The sequence below is a fragment of the Azospirillum largimobile genome, assembly GCF_977007025.2.
The window spans coordinates 387,151-404,838 of sequence record NZ_CDRMUA020000002.1; the positions used below are offsets into that span (position 1 = coordinate 387,151).

At 68.4% G+C, this 17,688-nt stretch carries 15 protein-coding genes; 10 read left to right on the top strand and 5 right to left on the bottom strand.

Going from position 1 to position 17,688, the window contains the following annotated elements:
* The first annotated feature begins 66 nt into the window (after nt 1-66).
* The 3 genes from ACWPKK_RS15110 (at nt 67) to ACWPKK_RS15120 (ending at nt 5,674) form a co-directional block, all read left to right on the top strand.
* Entirely contained in the window at nt 67-1,329 is a 1,263-nt protein-coding gene (locus ACWPKK_RS15110) for an efflux RND transporter periplasmic adaptor subunit (RefSeq protein WP_452005534.1), read from the top strand.
* 4 nt (nt 1,330-1,333) lie between these two features.
* Nucleotides 1,334-4,471, top strand: coding sequence for an efflux RND transporter permease subunit (locus ACWPKK_RS15115; protein WP_452005537.1), 3,138 nt, complete (start codon nt 1,334-1,336; stop codon nt 4,469-4,471).
* Between the two features lie 237 nt (nt 4,472-4,708).
* Complete coding sequence (locus tag ACWPKK_RS15120; RefSeq protein ID WP_452005540.1) at nt 4,709-5,674, top strand: RNA polymerase factor sigma-32; 966 nt, start codon at nt 4,709-4,711, stop codon at nt 5,672-5,674.
* On the opposite strand, the gene ACWPKK_RS15125 is transcribed toward ACWPKK_RS15120, so the two are convergent.
* Nucleotides 5,634-6,497 carry a DUF2243 domain-containing protein gene (locus ACWPKK_RS15125; RefSeq protein ID WP_452005543.1) on the bottom strand — a complete coding sequence of 288 codons (864 nt, stop codon included), beginning with the start codon at nt 6,495-6,497 and terminating at the stop codon, nt 5,634-5,636. The two genes, ACWPKK_RS15120 and ACWPKK_RS15125, sit on opposite strands and share 41 nt — an antisense overlap.
* Before the next feature lie 356 nt (nt 6,498-6,853).
* Between ACWPKK_RS15125 and ACWPKK_RS15130 the strand changes: the two genes are divergently transcribed.
* Nucleotides 6,854-8,038: an OpgC family protein gene (locus ACWPKK_RS15130; RefSeq protein ID WP_452005546.1), complete on the top strand. Its 1,185-nt coding sequence runs from the start codon at nt 6,854-6,856 to the stop codon at nt 8,036-8,038.
* Between the two features lie 62 nt (nt 8,039-8,100).
* Nucleotides 8,101-8,394: a hypothetical protein gene (locus ACWPKK_RS15135; protein WP_324866886.1), complete on the top strand. Its 294-nt coding sequence runs from the start codon at nt 8,101-8,103 to the stop codon at nt 8,392-8,394.
* Nucleotides 8,395-8,501: 107 nt separating this feature from the next.
* Here the strand turns inward: ACWPKK_RS15135 and ACWPKK_RS15140 are convergent, their stop codons facing one another.
* Nucleotides 8,502-9,128: an ATP-dependent Clp protease proteolytic subunit gene (locus ACWPKK_RS15140; RefSeq protein ID WP_014188474.1), complete on the bottom strand. Its 627-nt coding sequence runs from the start codon at nt 9,126-9,128 to the stop codon at nt 8,502-8,504.
* A gap of 419 nt (nt 9,129-9,547) precedes the next feature.
* Here ACWPKK_RS15140 and ACWPKK_RS15145 point away from each other — a divergent pair, with 419 nt between their 5' ends.
* From ACWPKK_RS15145 to ACWPKK_RS15165, 5 genes are all read left to right on the top strand, one after another.
* Nucleotides 9,548-10,456: a glycosyltransferase gene (locus ACWPKK_RS15145; protein WP_452005550.1), complete on the top strand. Its 909-nt coding sequence runs from the start codon at nt 9,548-9,550 to the stop codon at nt 10,454-10,456.
* 87 nt (nt 10,457-10,543) lie between these two features.
* Complete coding sequence (locus ACWPKK_RS15150) at nt 10,544-10,891, top strand: hypothetical protein (protein ID WP_452005553.1); 348 nt, start codon at nt 10,544-10,546, stop codon at nt 10,889-10,891.
* A gap of 103 nt (nt 10,892-10,994) precedes the next feature.
* Nucleotides 10,995-12,164 carry an efflux RND transporter periplasmic adaptor subunit gene (locus ACWPKK_RS15155; protein ID WP_452005556.1) on the top strand — a complete coding sequence of 390 codons (1,170 nt, stop codon included), beginning with the start codon at nt 10,995-10,997 and terminating at the stop codon, nt 12,162-12,164.
* Between the two features lie 4 nt (nt 12,165-12,168).
* Complete coding sequence (locus ACWPKK_RS15160; RefSeq protein WP_452005559.1) at nt 12,169-15,306, top strand: efflux RND transporter permease subunit; 3,138 nt, start codon at nt 12,169-12,171, stop codon at nt 15,304-15,306.
* Nucleotides 15,307-15,319: 13 nt separating this feature from the next.
* Complete coding sequence (locus ACWPKK_RS15165; protein ID WP_452005562.1) at nt 15,320-15,700, top strand: response regulator; 381 nt, start codon at nt 15,320-15,322, stop codon at nt 15,698-15,700.
* Nucleotides 15,701-16,009: 309 nt separating this feature from the next.
* Here ACWPKK_RS15165 and ACWPKK_RS15170 read toward each other — a convergent pair whose 3' ends face one another.
* From ACWPKK_RS15170 to folK, 3 genes are all read right to left on the bottom strand, one after another.
* Nucleotides 16,010-16,168: a hypothetical protein gene (locus ACWPKK_RS15170; RefSeq protein WP_167562495.1), complete on the bottom strand. Its 159-nt coding sequence runs from the start codon at nt 16,166-16,168 to the stop codon at nt 16,010-16,012.
* A gap of 309 nt (nt 16,169-16,477) precedes the next feature.
* Entirely contained in the window at nt 16,478-16,885 is a 408-nt protein-coding gene (locus tag ACWPKK_RS15175) for a hypothetical protein (RefSeq protein ID WP_452005565.1), read from the bottom strand.
* 102 nt (nt 16,886-16,987) lie between these two features.
* The gene (gene folK, locus ACWPKK_RS15180; RefSeq protein ID WP_452005568.1) at nt 16,988-17,509 is read right to left on the bottom strand and encodes a 2-amino-4-hydroxy-6-hydroxymethyldihydropteridine diphosphokinase; all 522 of its coding nucleotides are present in this window, start codon (nt 17,507-17,509) and stop codon (nt 16,988-16,990) included.
* Nucleotides 17,510-17,688 lie beyond the last annotated feature (179 nt).

Sequence of the window (17,688 nt, forward strand, 5' to 3'; positions counted from 1 at the left end):
TCCGCGCATGGCCGATCGGACATCCAGCCGGTTATGGGCCAGTCGGAAATGTCGCCGGAGACCGTGATGCCCGCCGCCCATCCCTGCCGCGCCCGCGTCCTTCCCACCCTATGCGCGGCCGTGCTGGCGGGGCTGTCCGTCTCCGGAGCCGCCATGGGGCAGGGGCAGCCGGGCGCCGGCCAGACTGCGCCGCCGCCTGCGGTGACAACCGTGCCGGTGCAGAACCGCGACGTGGCCCCGGCGACGGAGTTCATCGGCCGGATCGAGGCGATCCGCTCCTTCGATGCAAGGCCGCGGGTCGAAGGCACCGTGGAGCAGGTCGCCTTCCAGGAGGGGCAGGACGTCCATGAGGGCGACCTGCTCTATGTGATCGAGCCGGCGCCCTATCAGGCGTCGCTCGACAGCGCCAAGGCGCAGCTCGCCAGTGCAGAGGCCAAGCTGCGCGAGGCGGAGCGCGCCTATGCCCGTGCCGACGAGCTGCGGCAGCGCGGCAACGTCTCGCAGGCGCAGCTGGATCAGGCGCTGGCCGACCGCGACGCCGCCCAGGCGGACGTGATGATGAACCAGGCGCAGGTCCGCACGGCGGAGATCAATCTCGGCTACACCCGCATTGCCAGCCCGGTGGACGGCCGCATCGGCGCCACGGCTGTGACCCAGGGCAACCTCGTCAACCCGTCCACCGGCGTGCTGGCGACGGTGGTGCAGCTCGACCCCATCCGCGTCGTCTTCTCGGTCGCCGACCGCGACATGCTGGCTTTCCAGCGCCGGTTCGACGCGCGGCAGCCGGCCCAGGCGGCGGCAGAGAAATACGTGCCGACTCTGGTCCTGCCCGACGGCAGCGACTATGCCGAACAGGGCCAGATCGAGTTCGCCAACAACCGCGTCGATCCGCAGACCGGCACCGTCAGCATCCGCGCCACCTTCGCCAACCCGCAACGCCTTCTGCTGCCCGGCCAGTATGTGACCGTACAGATTCGCCGCGACCAGCCGGAACAGCGGCCGGTGGTGCCCGTCGCCTCCATCCAACAGGACCAGCAGGGCAGCTACGTCCTGGTGCTCGACGACCAGAACAGGGTGCAGCGCCGCCCGGTGCAGACCGGGGCGCAGGTCGACCAGTCCCTGGTGGTGGAAAAGGGCCTGACCGCCGGCGAGACCGTGGTGGTCGGCGGCGTGCAGAAGGTGCGTCCGGGCATGGTCGTGCAGCCCACCCCGGCGGAGCAGATGGCCGACCACGCGCAGGCGGGCGCTTCCCCGTCTCCCGCGGCTGCGGCCGGCAGCAGCGGTGCCGCTCCGGCGAACGGTGCCGGCTCCGGTGCGGCGAAGGAGTGAGGCGATGTTCTCCGCGCTCTTCATCCGCCGCCCGAATCTGGCGATCGTCATCGCTGTCGTCACCCTGATCGCCGGCTTCCTGGCGCTGACCGCCATCCCGGTCGCGCAATATCCGTCGATCACCCCGCCGACCGTCCAGGTGTCGGCGACATATCCCGGCGCCAATGCCCAGGTGGTGGCCGACAGCGTCGCCGCCCCCATCGAATCGCAGGTGAACGGCGTGGAGGGCATGCTCTACATGTCCTCCACCAGCACGGACACCGGCAGCTATTCGCTGACCATCACCTTCGCCCCCGGCACCGATCCCGACATCGCCGCGGTGAACGTGCAGAACCGCATGTCGCTCGCCACCGCGAGCTTGCCATCGGAAGTGACGCGCCAGGGCGTCACCGTGCGCCGGCAGTCGTCCAACATGCTGATGGCGGTGAACGTCTATTCGCCCGGCGGCACGTTCGATCCGATCTTCATCTCCAACTATGCCAGCCTGAACCTGCGCGATTCCATCGCCCGCGTTCCCGGTGTCGGCGAGGCGCAGGTGCTGGGCGCGCTGGACTACAGCATGCGCATCTGGATGAATCCGGACCGCATGACGGCGCTGGGCATCACCGCGACGGACGTGGTCGGCGCCATCCAGAAGCAGAATGTCCAGGCGCCCGCCGGCCAGATCGGCGCGCCGCCCATCGGCGGCGACCAGCAGCAGCAGTTGACCATCATCGCCCGCGGTCGCCTTAACGATCCGCAGGAATTCGCCAACATCATCATCCGCAGCAACGAGAATGGCGGCATCGTCCGCGTCGGCGACGTGGCGCGGGTGGAGCTTGGGGCGCAGTCCTACACCTCCTCGTCCAAGCTGAACGGCGCGCCAGCGGCGACGCTGGTGGTCTACCAGTCGCCGGGCGCCAACGCCTTGGATGTCGCCAACTCCGTCCAGGCGGAACTGCAGCGCCTGTCGCAGCGCTTCCCCGAGGGGCTGGAATACGCGGTCGTCTTCAACACCACCAACTTCGTCACCGCGACCATCGAAGAGATCGTGCTGACGCTCGGCATCACCTTCCTGCTGGTGGTGGTGGTCATCTACGTCTTCCTGCAGGACTGGCGGGCGACGCTGATCCCGACGCTGGCGATCCCGGTGTCGATCATCGGCGTCTTCGCCGTTCTGCTGGTTCTGGGCTACAGCGCCAACACCATCACGCTGTTCGCGCTGATCCTCGCCATCGGCCTCGTCGTCGACGACGCCATCGTGGTGGTGGAGAATGTCCGCCGCGTGATGGAGGAGCATCCCGAGCTTTCCGCAAGGGAGGCGTCGGCCAGGGCGATGGGGCAGGTCAGCGGCGCCATCGTCGCCTCCACCCTGGTGCTGGCGGCGGTGTTCGTGCCGGTGGCCTTCCTGCCGGGCATCACCGGGCAGCTCTACCGCCAGTTTGCCGTCACCATCGCGGCGTCCTTCATCATCTCCGGCATCAATTCGCTGACGCTCAGCCCGGCGCTGTGCGGCCTGCTGCTGCGTCCGCCGACGGCGCCCTGGCGGCCGCTGGCAGCCTTCAATCGCGGGCTGGACCGGGTGCGTGACGGCTATGGCCGGCTGGTCCATGGGCTGGGGCGACGGCTGATCGTCGGGCTGCTGCTGTTCGTGGCGATCACCGCCGGCGCCTTCGCCCTGCTGCGGGCCTTGCCCACCGCCTTCCTGCCGGCGGAAGACCAAGGCTATTTCTTCGTCAACGTACAGCTTCCCAGCGCCGCGTCGGTCACCCGGACCCAGGCCGTGATGGACCGCGTCAGCGAAACCATCAGGCAGGAACCAGGGGTCGCCGACGTCATCGCCATCTCGGGCTTCAGCATCCTCAGCGGCCAGGGCTCCAACGTCGGTCTCGTGATCGTGTCGCTCAAGCCCTGGGCGGAGCGGGGGAGCGATCAGACCGTCGACGCCATCATCGGCAGCCTGCGCCCGCGCTTCGGCGCGATGCCGCAGGCGACGGTGACCGCCTTCAACCCGCCCTCCATCCCCGGGCTGGGGGCCACCGGCGGCTTCGACCTGCGCGTGCTCGCCACCGGCGGCCAGACCCCGCAGGAGTTGGGAGCCGTGCTGCGAGGCTTGCTGGTCGCCGCCAACCAGGACCCGAACCTGCAGGCGGTGTTCAGCACCTACAGCGCGGAAGTGCCGCACCTGTACCTGGACGTGGACCGCACCCGTGCCTCGCTGCTGGGGGTCTCGCCGGCCGACATCTTCACCACGTTGCAGGCCCATCTCGGCGCCAGCTACGTCAATGATTTCAACCTGTATGGCCGTGTCTTTCAGGTGAAGGTGCAGGACGCCGCCGGCTATCGCGATCAGGTGAAGCAGATCGACCAACTCTATGTCCGCAGCCAGACCGGCGACATGGTGCCGCTGCGCAGCCTCGTCACGGTTCGCACCACGCTCGCGCCCGACAGCATCACCCGCTACAACCAGTTCATGTCCGCCTCGGTCAACGGGCAGCCGGCGGCCGCCATCAGCACCGGTCAGGCGCTGACCGGGATGCAGGCGGTGGCAAAGAACACCCTGCCGCAGGGCTATGCCACCGAGTGGACCGGCCTGTCCTATCAGGAGAGCCAAGTCGGCAACCAGGGCCTGATGGTGTTCGGTCTGGCCCTGCTATTCGGCTACCTGTTCCTCGTGGCGCAGTACGAGGACTGGCTGGTGCCGCTGGCGGTGCTGTTGTCGGTGGCCGTCGCCGTGCTGGGGGCCGGCGTCGGGCTGTGGGTCGCCGGGATCCCGAACGACATCTATGCGCAGATCGGTTTGGTGCTTCTGGTCGGTCTGGCGGCGAAGAACGCCATCCTGATCGTGGAGTTCGCGCGGGAACAGCGGGCAGACGGCCGATCCATCGTCGATGCCGCGGTGGCCGGCGCCCGCCAGCGCTTCCGCGCCGTCCTGATGACGGCGCTGGCCTTCATCCTGGGCACGGTGCCGTTGCTGATCGCCACCGGCGCCGGAGCGGCCAGCCGGCGGTCGATCGGCACCACCGTCTTCGGCGGCATGGTGGCGGCGACGGTGATCGGCATCATCTTCGTGCCGGTGCTGTTCGTCGCCTTCCAGCGCCTGACCGAACGCCTGCGGCGGCGCCCGGCCGAGGCCCGCGTCCGGCCCGCAACGGAGGGGTAGAGGGCTGTCGAAGGACTGCGGGGGCCTTGATTCGTCTGCATAAGAACCCACATCAGCGTGGTCCCCGACATCCTTGAAATTGGCGTCCTTTGTGCGACGCTTCCCCGCGCATCGGCGCGACGGCGGCCGGCTCCGGGCCAGACGCCGACCGACCCGAACCCTGCCCGGTCTGCGGCTGACCGGGAGGGCGGGCGGCGGCCTTGCAGAGCGATGGGCGGTCGGGGCAGGGAGTTTTCCATGCCGAACAGGAACCTACCGCTTCCCCAAACCCCGTCGGCCGAACCGCTGACCCTATTCCTGAAGGACATGCGCCGCTACGACATCCTCACTGCCGAGGAGGAGCGGGAACTTGCCCGCCGCTGGCGCGACCATGACGATGCCGAGGCGCTGGACCGGCTGATCGGCGGGCATCTGCGTCTGGTCGTCGGCGTGGCCAAGCGCTTCCGGCGCTATGGGCTGCCGCTGGCGGACCTGGTGGCGGAAGGCAACATCGGGCTGATGCGCGCCGCGCGGAAGTTCGACCCCGACAAGGGCTTCCGCTTCTCCACCTATGCCCACTGGTGGATCCGCGCGGCGATCCAGGACCATGTCCTGCAGAACTGGTCGCTGGTGAAGATCGGCTCCACCACTGCGCACCGCACCCTGTTCTTCGGCCTGCGCCACCTGAAGGCCAAGCTGAAGGAACTGGACAGCGGCGACCTGTCGCCCGAGGCGGCGGCGGCCATCGCCACCGAGTTGGACCTTCCGGAACGCGATGTGGTGGAGATGAACCGCCGCCTCACCGCAGACCGATCGCTGAACGCCACGGTGGGCGATGAGGGCGAGATGGAGTGGCAGGATCTGCTGGCCGACGACCGCGCCGACCAGGAAACCGCGCTGGCGGAGACGGAGGAGCGTCTTCAGCACAAGCGCCTGATCGCCCTGGGACTGGAGAAGCTGACCGAACGCGACCGTCAGATCCTGATCGCGCGCCGCTTGCTGGACGAACCGGTGACCGCCGACGAACTCAGCCGGCGGTTCAATCTGTCGCGCCAGCGCATCGGCCAGATCGAGGCCGCGGCGATGCAGACCGTCCGCAAGGCGGTGCTGGCCGGACGGGCCGCCCAGGCGACGCAGCGGCCTGCCATCCGGCCCGCCGCCCGGCCCACCCCTAGGAAGCCGGTCAGAGCGCGGTCGAGCCGGACGGGCGAGGTGCCGGCCTGAACCAGTCCAGGCACCCGGCGGGCACCACGCCGTTGCTGACCAGCAGCGCGCCCTTGCGGTAAAGGCCGAGGGCGCTGCCGCCCTCCGGCAGGTCGATGGCCCACAGCCGCCCGCTGGGGTCGCTCCACACCGTGCGGCCATCCACGGCGGCCAGGGCGGCGAGCGCCTCGGCCGGTGCGGTGCCGGGGCGGAACAGCACAAGCGTGGCGGTGCCCCCCGGCGGCGGCAGGGCGGCGACCGCCCCGGCGATTCCGGCCGCCAGCGCCAGCAGAAGCGGTGCCGCCGCGCGCCGCATGCCTCCGCCGCTGCGATGGCCGGCATCGGACCGCGTCAGCCACCAGCCGGCGGCCACCGCGGCGACGCCGAAGGCGAAGAACCACAGCAGGTCCCAGAACAGCTTGTCGTCCACGTCCATGCGGATGCGGTGCAGCCCCAGAAGCCAGTGCGACATCAGCCCGTCCAGCATGTGCCAGACCCCGAAACCGACCAGTGCCCAGCCCATCAGCCGGCGCCCGCCCACCTCGGCAAGCCCCCGGCGGCCGCGCCACAGCAGCCACAGCCCCACCGCGGCGATCACATACATCAGCGCATGGAACAGCCCATCCGCGAGGATCTGGACCCCGATATCGGCGAAGGCCGGGTCGGCGAGGCCGGAGAGCAGATGGTGCCATTGCAGGATCTGGTGCAGCAGGATGCCATCGAAGAAGCCGCCCAGTGCGAACCCCAGGCTGAACCCGCCCAGCAGCAGGGTCCGGCCGGGGCCGCGCCTGACGTCTGACATCGGCATGGGGTGCGGCAGCGGATCGTTCGGATCTGCGGTCATGGTCTGGTGTTCCCGGCTTTTTGGTTGGATTTGCCCGCGCATTCCCAACAAGGCGGCCATGGGCGGGTTCCTCTCCAATCGGATCGGCCCGATTTCGGGTTGGTTTCCACAGCTCTCATGAGAAGGGCGTAATGCTTTTCCCCTCGTGCGCTGCGATGGAAGGATCCCCCCATCGCGTTGGACACCCGGCCGGTGAAAATGGCCATGGTGGGCTACGTCCCCCGCGGCGATGCCGGACCGGCAGTGGTTCTGCATCGCCGCGATTCGTGCGCCCTTGCCGAAGGTGGTGAGCGGCCAGTCCTGCCCGGCCGATTTCCCGGCAGGAAGCCCCGCGACAGCAGGAGAGGCACCGCTGCATGCAGCAACGTCAGGCTCGCGACGTCCGGCTCGATCTGTTCAAGGGCGTGGCCCTTCTGATCATCTTCATCAACCATGTGGGCGGAAACCCGCTGGCGAAGGTGACGCCCGGCCGGTTCGGTCCGTCCGATTCGGCGGAGATCTTCGTCTTCATTTCCGGCTACGCCATCGCGCTGGCCTATGGCCCGGTCCTGGCGGAGCGCGGGTTCGCCGCCTGCCAGCGCAAGGCGCTCGGCCGCTGCCGCCAGCTGTGGGCGGCCAACATCGCCACCATGCTGGTCAGCGCGCTGGTGGTGGCGCTCGCGGTCTATGTCGGCGATCTGCCGATGGAGGCCTCCAACCGGCTGCATAGCTTCGCGCCGCTGTTCGACAGCCCGGCCATGGCGATGGCGTGGCATCTGGTGCTGATGTATCTGCCCTTCGCGCTCGACATCCTGGCGCTCTACATCCTCCTGGTGGCGGCGGCTCCGCTGTTCCTGTGGTCCTATGCCCGCTTCGGCATGGCGGCGGTGGCGGGGTCGGTGGCGCTCTATCTGCTTGCCCAGGCGGCGCCCGGCCTGATGCCGCCCAACCTGTGGGAGGGGAGCTGGAACTTCAGCCCGCTGGCCTGGCAGTGCGTGTTCTTCCTGGGCACCAGCCTGGCGCTGGTGGTGCGCAGCGGCCGGGTCACGCTTCCGCGCTCCCCCTGGCTGCTGACGGCGGCGCTGGCGGTGGTGGTGGGCATGGCGCTGTGGAAGGGGGCGGCCTCCGACCTCGGCCGGGCGCTGGTTCCGGCAGGGCTGCATGGCTGGCTGCCGGAGCAGACGATCCCCTGGGCGGACAAGGACACGCTGGGCCCGATGCGGCTCCTGCATTTCCTGGCGCTCGCCTGTGCGGCGGCGCTGCTGGTGCCGCGGGATGCGGCATGGCTGCGCTCGGCGCCCGCGCGGCTTCTGACCGCCTGCGGGCGGCACTCGCTGCCGGTCTTCTGTGTCGGGGTCGTGCTGTCCATCACCGGAACCGCGCTGCTGATGGCGGGGAAGGGGGCGGCGATGGTGCTGGCGGTCAATCTGGGCGGCATCGCCCTGCTGCTTGCGCTGGCGGTGGTACTGGAACGGCGGCGGACCCGGCGGCTGCCGGGGAAGGGAGCGGCGGTTGCGGCAACGCCATCACCGTCGGCCGCGGTCGTGCCAGAAACGCCCTGAGGCCGGGGAAAGCTACGGCTGGGCTTCTTGAATCCTGCGCCGGGTGAGCGCATATTTCTTATATGCAACTCAACCCGGCCATACCGTCTTTCCAGACGCTGAAGCCAAACCCGCAGACACCCGCGGTGCAGATCGCGATGTCTCCGGCGGTGCAGGCGGCGCAGCAGACGGCGCCGCCGGTCCGTACCCAGACCATTGCCGCTCCCCAGGCGGCCGGCAAGGCCGACCAGACGCGCGAGACCCGCACCGCGACCCAGGGCAACCAGTCGGTGGACACCGTCGCCAATGCGCTGACCGCCCAGGTGAACGGGCAAGGGTATCGCAAGCGCGGATCGCTGCTGGACGTTTCGGTCTGAGGGTCAGCTTTTCCAAAGCTCTTGCCGCTTGACGCACAGCCGAAAGAAAAAGGGGCTTTCCTCCAGCCGGAGGAAAGCCCCTTTTCAATGCCCACCTGAACGAACGGTTACTTCAGCTCGTCCATCGTGTCGATGACGTGGCTGACGATGCCGTATTCCTTGGCCTCGTCGGCTTGCATCCAGTAGTTCCGATCCGTGTCCTTGGCGACCTTTTCGAACGGCTGCCCGGTCTCGCGCGCGATGATCTTGTTCAGACGCTCGCGCATCCGGATGATTTCCTTCGCCTCGATGGCGATGTCCGTCGCCCGGCCGCCCGTTCCGCCCAGGGGCTGGTGGATCAGGAAGCGGGTGTTCGGCAGGCAGAACCGGTCTTCCTTCTTCGCCGCCAGATAGATGTGGCAGCCGGCGCTGGCGACCCAGCCCGTGCCCAGCATCTTCACGCGCGGCTTGATGAAGCGGATCATGTCGTGGATGGTGTCGCCCGCTTCGACATGACCGCCCGGCGAGTTGACCACGACGGTGATGTCGTCGTCGTTCTCATGGGCGAGCGCCAGCAGCTGGGCCGAGACGACCTGCGCCAGCTTCATGTCGATCTGACCGAAGATCAGGACCGTGCGCGCCTTGAACAGGCTCTGCTGCACGGCGGCGAACTGCGGCTGGGCGCTTTCCTTCGACTTCTCGTCCGGTTCCTTTTCAGGTTCGTCGTCGAACCGGGTGTATCCGACCTGCGCCATTGATGTTCTTCTCCCTGGTATCGGAAGCGGGGTATCGGGACCGGGATGCGCTGCCGGAGGGGTGCCCCGACTGCTGTCCCGCTGCCGCATGCGCCTTGCCTGCTTCACCACATAGCCCGTCCGGGCTTCATGTTCAACGTCCGGCGGGGCAAAATCGATGGGCGGAGCCGCGGCCGGCTGGAACGTTTGAAACACCGTGCAACGGTTTTCCGGCCTTGTTCCACTGTTCAACTCGCCGAACACGAGGGTGTCCTCCAAGGCCGCAGGCACGACGCCCATTCCTACCACGCGGCGGTGGAGCAGGTAAGGGGCGGTTCGAAATCCTGGCCGGGCCACGGGAACGACACGGCTCTGCCCCATTGACGCCGTTCGCCGCCCGCAGCCAAACTACTCGCCCGAGTAGGCGTGGGGGCGGCGGAATGCACGGCATTGGAACGGGGCAGGGCGCGCCAGGCGAGACTCCCGGCGAGACGCCCGCCGATACAGTGACGGGCGTTTCGGTGATCATCGCCGCCCACCGCGCCCACGACACCATCGTCCGGGCGGTGCAAAGCCTGCTGGACCAGGATTGGACGGCCTGGGAGGCGGTGATCGTCAGCGACGACGGTACCGACTACCGCCCGACCCTGCAGGCCGCCGGGATGGACGACCCGCGGCTGGTCTTCACCGGCACCGGCCGGGTGGGCGCCGGGGCGCCCGCCGCCCGCAATGCCGGGCTGGCGGCGGCGCGGCTGGCGCTGGTGGCGCCGCTGGATGCCGACGACCGTTTCCGCCCCGGACGCCTGTCTGCCCTGGCGCCGCTGGCGCTGGCCCACGGGGCGGCCTTCGACAATGTCGCCGTGGTGCGCGACGAGGACGAGTCGCCGCTGCTGTGCCTGTACGAGGAGGGCCAAGCCCCGGCACGGCTGGACGGCCAAGGGTTCCTGGCGACCTCCGTGCCGATGTTCCCGGTGGTGCGGCGCGATCTGGTGCCGGGTTGGGACGAGGACGTGAATTTCTGCGACGACGTGGTGTTCAATGTCCGGGTGCTCGACTCCGCCGGTCCGGTGCCGCTGGTGGCGACGCCATTCTATGAATACCGCCAGCGCGCCGGCTCCATCACCTTCTCCGCCGACAGCGGGGAGCGGGCGGAGCGCTGCTACCGCCATGTGCTGGACCGGCTGGCCGGCGACGGGTTGGGCATCCGGGACGAGGTGCTGCGCCATCGATTCACGCAGGCCATCGCCGCCAAGCGCGCCCGCAACGCCGCATACGAGGCCGCCTTTAGGGCCGGACGCTGCGCCAATTTCCAGGAGTTCCTGGCGCTGGGGGAGGGGGTAAACCCTTAATCGCCAAGCTCCCGCTGGTTTTGCTTTACCATTTTGTGTCAGCCTTGGTGCGTCGCACACCGCCGGACCGGACAAGGGGTAAACCCCATGAGCGCCCCGACCTGCTGCCTCGCCCGCATTCCCGCCAGTGGCAAATTCTGGCTGAAGAACGCGTTGGTTCATGACGGCCTGCGTGACATCAGGATCGAGGATGGACGGGTCCGGGCGCTGGTTCCGGCCGGCGAGTCGCCCTGCTGCGCGCCGGGACTGGACCTTGAGGGCGGGGAGGTGTGCCGGTTGGAGGATGGCGGACCCGTGATGGCCGGCGATCCAGCTGACCTGCGGGTGACTTTGTGCGGCGGCCGGACCGTCGCGATGTGGGGTGGCAAGCTCGAGTCCGGCGAGCGCCAGGATGTTTCGATCATTAACGGTCCGGCGGACGGTTCGGATCGTTGAACCTTCTCGACATCGGATGTGAACTGAACGATATAGTTCAGTTTGCCTCGCGCGCTTTTCGGTTGCGCTGCGGCAAGGTGAAACTCGTCCGGGTCCCGGTCCCATGCGCCACACGCTTCGCATCGCTGCTCTCCTCGTCCTGGCGGCTCTCGCCGGTGGGGCCTACTGGTATTTCGTGAAGCAGGGCGGCACCGTCGGCGGGCTGACCGCGATGCTGAGCGGCGCCGTTTCCGGCGGTGCTCCGGCTGCCGGCGGCGCATCGGGCGGCGCGCCCGGGGGGGCGAAGCCGCCGGGCGGCGCCCCGCCGATGCCGGTGGAGGCCGTGCCCGTGCGCGTCGGCACGGTGGAGCGGACCGTCACCGCGGTCGGATCGCTGCTGTCCAACGAATCGGTGGTGATCCGGCCGGAGATCGCCGGCCGCATCAGCGAGATCGCCTTCAAGGAGGGGCAGCGCGTCGCCAAGGGCAGCGTGCTGGTCCGGCTGGACGACGCCATCGCCCGCGCCACGCTGGCCCAGGCCCAGGCGAGCATCGCCTTCTCCCGCGCCGAGCTGTCGCGTGCCGACCAGCTGGTCCGCCAGAACACCGGCCCCCTTCGCAACCGCGAACAGGCCTCGGCCAAGCTGCTGGCCGACGAGGCGGCGGTGCAACTGGCCAAGGCGCAGCTCGACAAGCAGGTGATCACTGCGCCCTTCGACGGGGTTCTGGGCCTGCGCAAGGTGTCGGTCGGCGACTTCGTCCAGGCCGGCAAGGACATCGTGAACCTGGAGGACATCGATACGCTGAAGCTCGACTTCCGCGTGCCGGAGATGTTCCTGCCGGCGGTGAAGGTCGGCCAGACGGTGAAGGTGGCGGTGGATGCCTTCGGCGGGCGCGGCTTCGACGGCACGGTCTATGCCATCGACCCGCTGGTGGACGTGAACGGCCGCGCGCTGGCGATCCGCGCCCGCGTGCCGAACCCCGACGGCTCGCTGCGCCCCGGCCTGTTCGCTCGCGTGTCGCTGACGCTGACCACGGTGCCGGATGCCGTGCTGGTGCCGGAACAGGCCATCGTCGCCTTTGGCAAGGACCAGTTCGTCTTCAAGGTGGTGGACGGCAAGGTGGCCCAGACCAGGGTCATGCTGGGCGAGCGCCGCAATGCGGAGGTGGAGATCTCCAAGGGCCTCGCCCCCGGCGACATGGTGGTCACCGCCGGCCAGCTGAAGATCCGCGACGGCGCGGCCGTCGCCGTGGTGCCGACCAAGCCGGCCGCCAACAAGTCGACGGGGAGCTGAGGCGATGGTCCTCTCAGACATCTCGATCCGCCGGCCGGTGTTGGCGACGGTGATGAGCCTCGCCCTGATGCTGATCGGCATCGTGTCGTACCAGCGCCTGTCGGTGCGCGAGTATCCGAAGATCGACGAGCCGGTCGTCACGGTGGAGACGACCTACAAGGGCGCCTCGGCCCAGATCATCGAAAGCCAAGTAACCCAGACGCTGGAGGACAGCCTCGCCGGGATCGAGGGCATCGACGTGATGTCCTCCATCAGCCGGGCGGAGAAGTCGCAGATCACCCTGCGCTTCCGGCTGGACCGCAACGTCGACGTCGCCGCCAGCGACGTGCGCGACCGGGTGGGCCGCGTCCGCGCCGCGCTGCCGTCGGAGATCGACGAGCCGGTGATCGCCAAGGTGGAGGCCGACGCCCAGCCGATCATCTATCTGGCTTTCTCCTCCGACCGGCATTCGCCGCTGGAGGTGACGGATTTCGCCGACCGCTACGTCAAGGACCGGCTGCAGAACCTGCCCGGCGTCGCCCAGGTCCGCATCTTCGGCGAACGGCGCTTCGCCATGCGCCTGTGGCTGGACCCGCAGCGGATGGCCGCCTACCGGGTGACGCCGCAGGATGTCGAGAACGCGCTGCGCCGGCAGAATGTCGAAATCCCGGCCGGCCGCGTCGAAAGCGTGGCGCGCGAATTCACCGTGGTGTCGGAGACCGACCTGCGCAGCCCGGCCGAGTTCGAGAACATCATCCTGCGCGACGATTCCGGCTATCTGGTCCGCCTGCGCGATGTCGGCCGGGCGGAACTGGGCGCGCTGGACGAGCGGGTCAGCGCCCGCTTCAACGGCCGTGGTGCCGTCGCCATCGGCGTGGTGAAGCAATCCACCGCCAACCCGCTGGACGTGTCGAAGGCGGTCAACGACGCGCTGCCGAAGATCCGCGCGGCGGTGCCCGACGGCATGGGGGTGGATGTCGGTTACGACAGCTCTGTCTTCATCGCCAAGTCGATCGACGCGGTGTTCCACACCATATTCGAAGCGATCATCCTGGTCGTTCTGGTCATCTTCTTCTTCCTGCGCTCGCTGCGGGCGACTCTGGTCCCGCTGGTGACCATCCCGGTGTCGCTGATCGGCGGCTTCGCCCTGATGTACGCCTTCGGCTTCTCCATCAACACGCTGACGCTTCTGTCGATGGTGCTGGCCATCGGCCTCGTGGTCGACGACGCCATCGTCATGCTGGAGAACATCTTCCGCTATGTGGAGGAGGGGATGCACCCCTTCCAGGCGGCGCTGAAGGGATCGCGCGAGATCGGCTTCGCCGTCATCGCCATGACCATCACGCTGGCGGCGGTCTATGCCCCCATCGGCTTCATGACCGGCCGCACCGGGCGGCTGTTCACGGAGTTCGCGCTGACACTGGCAGGCGCTGTCATCGTGTCGGGCTTCGTGGCGCTGACGCTGTCGCCGATGATGTGCTCCAAGCTGCTGAAGCACGAGACCAAGCATGGCCTCCTCTACCGCGCCATCGAACGCTTTCTGGAGGGGATGACCAACGGCTATCGCAGCCTGCTGCGGCTGTCGCTGCGGGCGCGACCGCTGGTGCTGCTTATCGGCTTCGGCGTTGCGGCGGCGAGCTATGGCCTGTTCACCGGGCTGAAGTCGGAGCTGGCGCCGGTGGAGGACCGCGGCACCATCGTCGGCATCGCCATCGCGCCGGAAGGCTCCACGCTGGACTACACCATGGGCTATGCCCAGCAGATGGAGGCGCTGTTCCGCCAGATCCCGGTGCTGGAGAAGTTCTTCGTCGTCGTCGGCTTCCCCGTGGTCAACCAGGGCATCGCCTTCGTCCGCCTGATCGACTGGGATCTGCGCGACGTGAAGCAGCAGGCGATCACCGCCCAGCTGTTCCCGAAGATGTTCGGCATCCCCGGCATCATGGGCTTCGTCACCAACCCGCCGTCGCTGGGCCAGAGCCCGACCGAGAAGCCGGTGAACTTCGTCATCCAGACCTCCCTGCCGTTCGAGGAGCTGCAGGCGATGGTCAACGCCATGATGGCGGAGGCCCGCAACTTCCCCGGCCTGGTCAACCTCGACACCGACCTGAAGCTGAACAAGCCGGAATTGAAGGTGTCGCTGGACCGCGACAAGGCGGCCGACCTGGGGGTGGACGTCGACACCGTCGGCCGCACCCTGGAAACCCTGCTGGGCGGCCGGCAGGTGACGCGGTTCAAGAAGGACGGCAAGCAGTATGACGTGATCGTCCAGGTCGCCAATGTCGACCGCCGCAACCCGGACGACATCGCCGGCATCTATGTGCGCGGCGGCACCAGCGCGACGGGCGGGGCGGGGCAGATGATCTCGCTCGCCAATCTGGTGAAGGTCGAGGAGCGGGTGGCGCCGAAGGAGCTGAACCACTTCAACAAGCTGCGCTCCGCCACCATCACCGCCACGCTGGCGCCGGGGACCTCACTGGGCGAGGCGCTGGGGGTCATGCAGGCGGCGGCGAACAAGGTGCTGCCGCCCACCGCCCAGACCGACTATGCCGGGCAGAGCCGCGAGTTCCGCGAATCGGCGACCGGGCTCTATTTCGTCTTCGTGCTGGCGCTGGCCTTCATCTATCTGGTGCTGGCCGCGCAGTTCGAGAGCTTCATCGACCCCTTCGTCATCATGCTGACGGTGCCGCTGTCGATGACCGGCGCGCTGGCGGCGTTGCAGATGAGCGGCGGGACGATGAACGTCTACAGCCAGATCGGCCTCGTCACCCTGGTCGGGCTGATCACCAAGCACGGCATCCTGATCGTGGAGTTCGCCAACCAGCTCCAGCGCGCCGGCACCGACATCCGCAAGGCGGTGGAGGAGGCGGCCGTGCTGCGCCTGCGTCCGATCCTGATGACCACCGGCGCCATGGTGCTGGGGGCCCTGCCGCTCGCCTACGCCGAGGGGGCCGGTGCGGAAAGCCGGCAGGCGATCGGTGCCGTGATCGTCGGCGGGATGACCCTGGGGACGCTGCTGACCCTGTTCGTCGTGCCGACGGTCTACAGCTATCTTGCCCGCAAGAAGCCGATGCAGGATGAGGGGGAAGGGGTGGGCGTAGCGCATGGCGCGGCCCATCCGCCCGCCCAGCCGGCCGCCCAGCCGGCCGCCCATCCGGCCGAGTGAGGAGCCTTGCGTCATGGCGAGCGTGCTGATCATCGATGACGACGACGTGGCGCGGACGGTGCTGCTGCGCACGCTGACGAAGGCCGACCACGACGCCATCGGCGCCCGTGACGGGGTGGAGGGGATGGCGCGTTTCCGCGACCATCCTCCCGACCGCCCGGTCGACCTCGTCATCACCGACATCTTCATGCCGAATCAGGAAGGGCTGGCGACGATCATGGAGCTTCGGCGCGTGTCTCCGTCGCTGAAGATCATCGCGATCTCCGGCGGCGGTGCCCGCGCCTCGCTGGACGTGCTGCCGGTTGCCGAGGCGCTGGGCGCGCACCGGACCCTGCGCAAGCCCTTCAGCCCGGCCGAGATGATGGAGACCGTGCGTGCCGTTCTGGAGGGGTGAGGGGGCGGATCGACATCCCCTAACGCCGAAACGCAAAGCACCGCCGTTCCGGACATCATGCCGGTTAGGCGGTGCTTTGCGTTTCGGGGCGTTTCAGGTGATCCCCCCTTGGGAAGGACCTGTCGGATGGCCGAGTTTGTTTGGAAAGGGATCCAGCCGACATGTTCTGGCCGGGCGGCCAGTGACCGGTTCCATCCGACGCGCGGGTCGACGGGCGGGAAGGCCGCCTTGCTCGCCGCCTGCTTGCCCTGCGCCTGCTTGCCCTGCGCCTGCGCGATCGTCAGGCGGTTGAGCCAGGAGGAGGCAGGGTCAGGCGGCGAGCCGCTGCTCCTGTACTCGTCGGCTCCGGCGAAGGCGTTCGAACAGCTGCTGGATGCTGTCGGGGCTGATGCCGTCGCGCGCCATGACGGCGATCACGATCGGATCAGCGAGCAATTCGGAAAGGGTCGGCGTCGTGTTCCGGTCCATGCGTCCCTCCCTTTTGGTCCGGCTTCCGATCACCGTGACCGTCCCGGAAGGGGGATCGGCGGACGGTCGAAGCCGGCAATGGCGATTGGCCTAATCCCTGCTGCGCGCTCGTCTCGGCTTTCGGCATCCGGATGGCCGCCGGGGATATAGCCCCTTTGATCCGGATTGTGCGTTGAAAATACAATATGGCGACCATACCGCAGCCGGAGTGGTATTGTCACCCGTCCTTTTGTCAATAAGCGCTATATCTTTCCGTGATTCAGTAATGGTTGGCGCCGCCACCGGTCGGCGGACCATCGGCGTTACTGTTCAGCCCTGTCCCGGACGGGCCCGCGTCAGGCTGGCCCCGGCGGAGGGACCGCCGGAGTCGGGTGCAGGAATCGTAACGTCCGCCTGGACCCGGCGGACTTTCGCATGGGACAGGCAAAGCTCCGCGGCGCGGTCGGCCAGATAGTCCGGACCGGGTACATCGCATTCGGCACAAAGACGGCGCAAGTCTTCGACGATGTCCTCGTAAGACATCACGGCGGCGATGTCGTCGGGAAAGCCGGGGCCGGGATGGGTGACGGTCAGCGTCAGGTCGAAGGACACCAGCGGCCGGTCGGCGCGGCCGGCGATGGCGACCGGCGCGGCGAAGCCGCGCACCAGGATGGTGTAGGTGAGCGGCGCGCCGCCCGGCTGGACCATGACGGCCCGTTTTGCGCTATCGTCCGACAACACACTCTCCCGGCCGGCGGCCCGCCACCGGCATTGCATTCAGGCCGGCACTATAAGCGGTGCCGCCGCCGCATGCCACCGCACTTGGTCGGCTGTGGACGCTCAGAGCGCTTCGGCGATCCGCACAACGGTCTCCCGCCCCGGCACCTCGTCGCGCAGCGCGCCGATGCGGCGGTTCAGCACCGGATGCATGACATCGGCGGCGATGTCCGCCAGCGGGCAGAGGACGAAGGCGCGCTCCGCCATGCGGGGGTGGGGGATTTCCAGGTCCGGTTCCACCAGCACCCGGTCGGCATAGAGCAGGATGTCGATGTCGATCGGGCGCGGACCGAAGCGGAGCCCGCCCAGGTCGCGGCCCAGCGTCGCTTCGATCTCCTTGAGGAAGCGCAGCAGCGCCTGAGGGTCCAACTGCGTGGTGCCGCGCACCGCCATGTTGAGGAAGGCCGGCTGGTCCGTCACATACATCGGCGCCGTCTCGTAGAGTGCCGACTGCGCGTCGATCTCCACCGCTTCGCCCAGCCGGCGGATCGCCTCGGCCAGATTGGCGGCGCGGTCGCCCATGTTGCCGCCCAGCGCCAGATGGACGGTGACGGGAGAGGAGGGGGTAGGCGTAAGCTCGGCCATGGCGTCGGCGGTCCTGATGTGCTGGGATGGGCGGGTGGCGGAATTCCTAGCAAATCTCCGCCCGCCCGTCATGTCGCCAGTCATGCGGGGGGTGTCCGCTCCTTCGGGGAACGGACGGGCGGCGGCGGGGTTTCAGCATTATATCAACCGGTTGAGATGAACCCGGAAATGACACGATA

Coding starts and splice junctions, on each gene's coding strand:
- ACWPKK_RS15150 (WP_452005553.1), top strand. CDS start 10,544: ATGAGCGCCCCGACCTGCTGCCTCGCCCGCATTCCCGCCAGTGGCAAA.
- ACWPKK_RS15115 (WP_452005537.1), top strand. CDS start 1,334: ATGTTCTCCGCGCTCTTCATCCGCCGCCCGAATCTGGCGATCGTCATC.
- folK (WP_452005568.1), bottom strand. CDS start 17,509: ATGGCCGAGCTTACGCCTACCCCCTCCTCTCCCGTCACCGTCCATCTG.
- ACWPKK_RS15170 (WP_167562495.1), bottom strand. CDS start 16,168: ATGGACCGGAACACGACGCCGACCCTTTCCGAATTGCTCGCTGATCCG.
- ACWPKK_RS15160 (WP_452005559.1), top strand. CDS start 12,169: ATGGTCCTCTCAGACATCTCGATCCGCCGGCCGGTGTTGGCGACGGTG.
- ACWPKK_RS15120 (WP_452005540.1), top strand. CDS start 4,709: ATGCCGAACAGGAACCTACCGCTTCCCCAAACCCCGTCGGCCGAACCG.
- ACWPKK_RS15155 (WP_452005556.1), top strand. CDS start 10,995: ATGCGCCACACGCTTCGCATCGCTGCTCTCCTCGTCCTGGCGGCTCTC.
- ACWPKK_RS15135 (WP_324866886.1), top strand. CDS start 8,101: ATGCAACTCAACCCGGCCATACCGTCTTTCCAGACGCTGAAGCCAAAC.
- ACWPKK_RS15110 (WP_452005534.1), top strand. CDS start 67: ATGCCCGCCGCCCATCCCTGCCGCGCCCGCGTCCTTCCCACCCTATGC.
- ACWPKK_RS15140 (WP_014188474.1), bottom strand. CDS start 9,128: ATGGCGCAGGTCGGATACACCCGGTTCGACGACGAACCTGAAAAGGAA.
- ACWPKK_RS15130 (WP_452005546.1), top strand. CDS start 6,854: ATGCAGCAACGTCAGGCTCGCGACGTCCGGCTCGATCTGTTCAAGGGC.
- ACWPKK_RS15145 (WP_452005550.1), top strand. CDS start 9,548: ATGCACGGCATTGGAACGGGGCAGGGCGCGCCAGGCGAGACTCCCGGC.
- ACWPKK_RS15125 (WP_452005543.1), bottom strand. CDS start 6,497: ATGACCGCAGATCCGAACGATCCGCTGCCGCACCCCATGCCGATGTCA.
- ACWPKK_RS15165 (WP_452005562.1), top strand. CDS start 15,320: ATGGCGAGCGTGCTGATCATCGATGACGACGACGTGGCGCGGACGGTG.